Here is a 4,864-nt window from a genome sequence, read left to right as displayed (position 1 = left end):
CGGGACGGCGCGGGCCTGCACAGACCCCATGATCGCGGTCCTTCCCACGGATCGCCCCGCCGGCGATCTCCCGTCGTCACCGCCGCGGGCGATGGGCGGCCGGACCGCGGGCCCCGGCGGTCAGGGCGTGTTCTCATCGAACTCTCATGCTCTGCTGCTTCGATGGGAGGCGATGAGCACCGACACCGTCCTGGTGGTGGACGACGTCCCCGACATCGTCGACCTGGTCGCCACGGTCCTGACCTTCCACGGGTTCGCCGTCCTCACCGCCACCTCACTGACCGGGGCCCGCGAGGTCCTGGCCGCGCACGATCCCGACCTGCTGGTCATCGACGTCATGCTGCCCGACGGAGACGGCCGCGACCTGTGCCGGGAGGTGCGCGCCGCGCACCCCCGCACCGGCATCGTCTTCCTGACCGCGCGCGACGCGCCCGCGGACCGGGTCGCCGGACTCACCTACGGGGCCGACGACTACATCACCAAGCCGTTCGAGATGGACGAGCTGGTCGCCCGGGTGCGGGCGGTCCTGCGCCGGCTGCGCCCCGAGGAGAGGCCGACCGTGCCGCCGGACCGCGTGCTGCGCGTCGCCGACGTCTCCCTGGACCCGGAACGGTACGAGGTGCGGCGGGGCGGCGTCCCGGTGCACCTGTCGCGCACCGAGTACGAACTGCTCCACTACCTCATGGTCAACGAGGGCCGGGTCCTGTCCCGCGAGCAGATCCTGGACCGCGTCTGGGGCACCGGGCAGCGCAGCGGCTCCAACATCGTGGACACCTACATCGGCTACCTGCGGCGCAAACTCAACGCGCTGGGCCCCGACCTCATCCGCACGCACCGGGGGTTCGGCTACACGATGCGCGCCGGGGACGGCCCGGCGTGAAGGACGGGACCCCGCCATGACCCTGCGCACCCGGCTGACCGCGCTGCTGCTGGCGGTCACCACCCTGACCCTGGCGATCGTGGTGTCGGTGGGCGGCCTGTCCGTGCACCGCCTCCTGACGGACAAGGTCGACACCCAGCTCACCCTCATCGCCGAGTTCGTCCGCTCCCGGCAGGACGACATCCTCGGCCACGAGCCGTCCGCGTTCCTGGGGGAGGTGACCGCGCCCCGGGAGTTCCTGGTGGAGGTCGAGTCCCCCACCTTCTCCTACCGCGACCCCCTCTTCGAGAGCCCGCTCCTGGACACGGTGGCCGATCGGGCCCGGCAGGGCACCCCGACGACCGTGGAGCACGAGGGCGAGGACTACCGGGCGCTGTACCTGGAGCTGCCCCGCCACGACGCCCACCTGGTGATGGCGATCCCGCTGGCGCAGGTCCAGGAGACGGTGGGCCGGCTGGTGCTGACCGGCACGGTCACCTCGGCGGTGCTGCTGGCGCTGTTCAGCTCGGTGGCCTCCTCCGTCCTGCGCTGGGGGATGCGGCCCCTGGACGACGTGGTCGTCACGGCGGAGGCGATCGCCGACGGCGACCTGGAGCGGCGGGTGCCCGAGTCGCCGGAGCGGGCGCGGACCGAGACGGGCCGGCTGACCGTGTCCATCAACCGGATGCTGGCCCGGCTCCAGGCGGCGCTGCGCTCGCGGGCCGACTCCGAGGAGCGGATGCGCCGGTTCGCCGCCGACGCCTCCCACGAGCTGCGCACCCCGCTGACCGTGGTGCGGGGCTACCTCCAGCTCATCGCCGATGGCGTGGTCGACCCCCGGGAGCGGCCCGACGTGATCCCGCGCGCCCAGGCCGAGGCGGACCGGATGTCGCGGCTGGTGGAGAACCTGCTGTACCTGTCCCGGCTGGACGAACGGCCGGCCCGGTCCCCGGCGGCCGGCTCCGCCGTGGTGTCCCTGGCCGACCTGGCGCGCGAGTGCGCGGCCTCGGCCGAGGCCGCCGCGCCCGACCGGCGGATCGTCCTGGACCTGCGCGACGAGTGCCTGGTCACCGGGGACCGGGAGGAGCTGCGGCGGGCCGTCGCGAACCTGCTGGCCAACGTCGTGGCCCACACCCCCGTCGAGAGCACGGCGACGGTCGTGCTGGAGCGGGTGGAGGGGCGCCCCGTGCTGTCGGTGTCCGACGAGGGGCCGGGCATCGGCGCGGAGTCGGCGGCGTTCGTCTTCGAGAGGTTCTACCGGGACCCGGGGGCCCGCGACCGGGAGGGCAGCGGCCTGGGGCTGGCCATCGTGCGGGCGGTCATGACCGCCCACGGGGGCACCGCCGACCTGGAGTCCTCGGTCGCGGAGGGGACGACCGTGACCCTGCGTTTCCCGCCGCGGGCCGGGGCGGGTGAGCCACCTCTCACCCCCGGCCCGGGATTCTCAGGGGATTCTCATCTTTCTCGCACTCCTTCCCCATCCGGGGCCGATGGCCTGGGCCGGAGGCGTTCGTCCGCACGGGCGGACGCCCCCGCCGGCCCACGGAAGAGGAAGAGCATGGCGACGTTGCTGTACCGGATCGGTTCCTTCGCGTACCGGAGACGCTGGTGGGTGCTGGGCGGCTGGCTGGCGGTCGTCGCCGCGGTGGCGACCCTCGCGGTGTCGCTCCAGCCCCGCCTGGACGACACGTTCGAGATCTCCGGCATCGAGGCCCAGGAGGCCGCCGACCTGCTGGGTGAGCGCTTCTCCGAACGCAGCGGCGGTTCGGTGACCGTGCTGGTGCGCGCGCCCGAGGGCGAGGAGGTCCTCGCGGACCGGGAGTACCGGGAGGCGGTCGGGGAACTGGCCAGGGACCTGGACGGGATCGAGGGCGTGGAGGAGGTCGTCGACCCCTTCGCCCTCCTCGGTGACGCCCGCGGGGTGTACGACCGGGAGCTGGCGGCGGCACAGGAGGAGGCCCGGGCCGAGGCCCGGGCGGCGGTCGGGGAGCAGGTGCCCGAGGGCGCCCCGGGCCGGGACGGGATCCTGGCGCAGGCCGAGGAGGAGGCCGCCGCGCAGGTGGCCGAGCAGGCGCCGGAGTTCGACGAGGCCGCGGTCGCCGAGGAGATCCCGCTGTTCTCCGACAGCGGCCGGGCCCTGCTGCTCCAGGTGCAGCTGACCGAACCGGACGGCCGGGTCGCGCAGGAGACCGTCAACGGGATCCTGGGCAGCGGCGGCCCGGTCGAGGAGGCCGGGCTGGAGGTCGAGTTCAGCGGCACGTCGCTGTCGATGCCCGAGATCGGGCTGAGCGTCGTCGAGGTCATCGGCGTGCTGGTGGCCGCGGCCATCCTGGTGCTGAACTTCGGCGCGCTGGTCCTGGCGGGTGTGCCCGTCCTGGTCGCCCTGGCCGGGGTCGCCCTGGGCATGGCGGCGGTGCTGGCGTCGGCCGCCTTCTGGGACGTGACCTCCACCGCTCCCCTGCTGGCGGTGATGCTGGGCATCGCGGTCGGCATCGACTACTCGCTGTTCGTGCTGTCCCGGCACCGGCAGCAGCTGTCCGAGGGCATGGACCCGCACGAGTCGGCGGCGCGGGCCATCGGCACCGCGGGCAGCGCCGTGGTGTTCGCCGGGATCACGGTCGTCATCGCCCTGCTGGGCCTGAACGTGGTGGGCGTCCCGTTCCTGGGCGTCATGGGCGTGACCGCGTCGATGACGGTGACCGCCGCCGTGCTGGGGGCGATCACCCTGCTGCCCGCGCTGCTCGGTGTGCTGGGACCGCGGGTGACGGCGCTGAAGGTGCCGGTGCTGGGCCGCCGCTCGGAGCGGGCGCTGACCGCGGAGGCCACCCTGGGCACCCGGTGGAGCCGGTTCCTGGTGCGGCACCCGGTGCTGCCGGTGCTCCTGGTGGTCCTGGTGCTGGGGGCGGCGTCGGTCCCCGCCCTGGACATGCGGCTGGGCCTGCCCAACGCGTCGATCGCCGCGCGGGACAGCGACGAGCGGCGCGCCTACGACGCGATCGCCGAGGAGTTCGGGGCGGGCAGCGCCTTCCCGCTGGTCGTGGTCGCCGACCTGCGCGACGCGGACGACCGCCCGGGGGCGGCCGACCGGATCGCCGAGCGGATGGCGGACCTGGACGGCGTCGACGAGGTGGCCCCGCCGGTCCTCAACGGCACCGGCGACACCGCGGTCATCACCGTCGTCCCGGAGGAGGGGCCGTCGGAGCGGTCCACCGAGGACCTGCTGCACGAGATCCGGGGGGAGCGGGGTTCCCTGGAGCGCGACACGGGCGCGGAGGTGACCGTCACCGGCTCCACGGCGGTGGGCATCGACATCTCCGAGCGGCTCAACGAGGCGCTGGTGCCGTTCCTGTCCCTGGTGGTGGGGCTGGCGCTGGTGCTGATGGTCCTGGTGTTCCGGTCGGTCCTGGTGCCGCTCAAGGCGGCGCTGGGCTTCGTGCTCAGCGCGGGCGCCGCGCTGGGGACCACGGTGCTGGTCTTCCAGTGGGGGTACGGGGCCGACCTGCTGGGGGTGGAGAGCGCGCCGACGCTCCTGGCCTTCCTGCCCGTCCTGCTGCTGGGCACCCTGTTCGGGCTGGCCATCGACTACGAGGTGTTCCTGGTGTCGCGGATGCGGGAGGAGTACGTGCACGGGGCCCCGGCCCGGGAGGCGATCGTCACCGGGTTCCGCCAGGGTGCGCGGGTGGTCGTGGTGGCCGCGGTGATCATGATCGCGGTGTTCACGTCGTTCGTCTTCGGTCCCGACGAGATGATCCGGCCGATCGCGTTCGCGCTGGCGGTGGGTGTGCTGGTCGATGCCTTCCTGGTGCGGATGACGCTGGTCCCGGCGCTGATGGCGCTGTTCGGCCGGGCCGCCTGGTGGCTGCCGGGGTGGCTGGGGAGGCTGCTGCCCTCGGTGGACATCGAGGGTGAGGCGCTGGCCCGGCCGACCCCGGTGGAAGAGCCGCGGGGGGACAGGGAAGAGGCGCACGCCGGGCGCTGAGCGGCCCCGGAGGGCACCCCGGAACG

Annotated in this window: 2 protein-coding genes; both read left to right on the top strand. The window is 74.0% G+C overall.

Annotated features, from left to right (window positions below):
* Positions 1 to 172 precede the first annotated feature (172 nt).
* Positions 173 to 880, top strand: a complete 708-nt coding sequence (locus ACJOT3_RS32440; RefSeq protein WP_406976949.1) for a response regulator transcription factor — start codon at positions 173 to 175, stop codon at positions 878 to 880.
* Positions 881 to 896: 16 nt separating this feature from the next.
* Positions 897 to 4,838, top strand: a complete 3,942-nt coding sequence (locus ACJOT3_RS32435; RefSeq protein ID WP_406976948.1) for an MMPL family transporter — start codon at positions 897 to 899, stop codon at positions 4,836 to 4,838.
* Positions 4,839 to 4,864 lie beyond the last annotated feature (26 nt).

Source organism: Nocardiopsis protaetiae (assembly GCF_045446735.1).
GTDB classification, from domain to species: Bacteria; Actinomycetota; Actinomycetes; order Streptosporangiales; family Streptosporangiaceae; genus Nocardiopsis; species Nocardiopsis protaetiae.
The sequence above is the reverse complement of the archived record's forward strand: the minus strand, read 5'-3'. Positions and strand labels throughout refer to the sequence as shown.

Coding starts and splice junctions, on each gene's coding strand:
- ACJOT3_RS32440 (WP_406976949.1), top strand. CDS start 173: ATGAGCACCGACACCGTCCTGGTGGTGGACGACGTCCCCGACATCGTC.
- ACJOT3_RS32435 (WP_406976948.1), top strand. CDS start 897: ATGACCCTGCGCACCCGGCTGACCGCGCTGCTGCTGGCGGTCACCACC.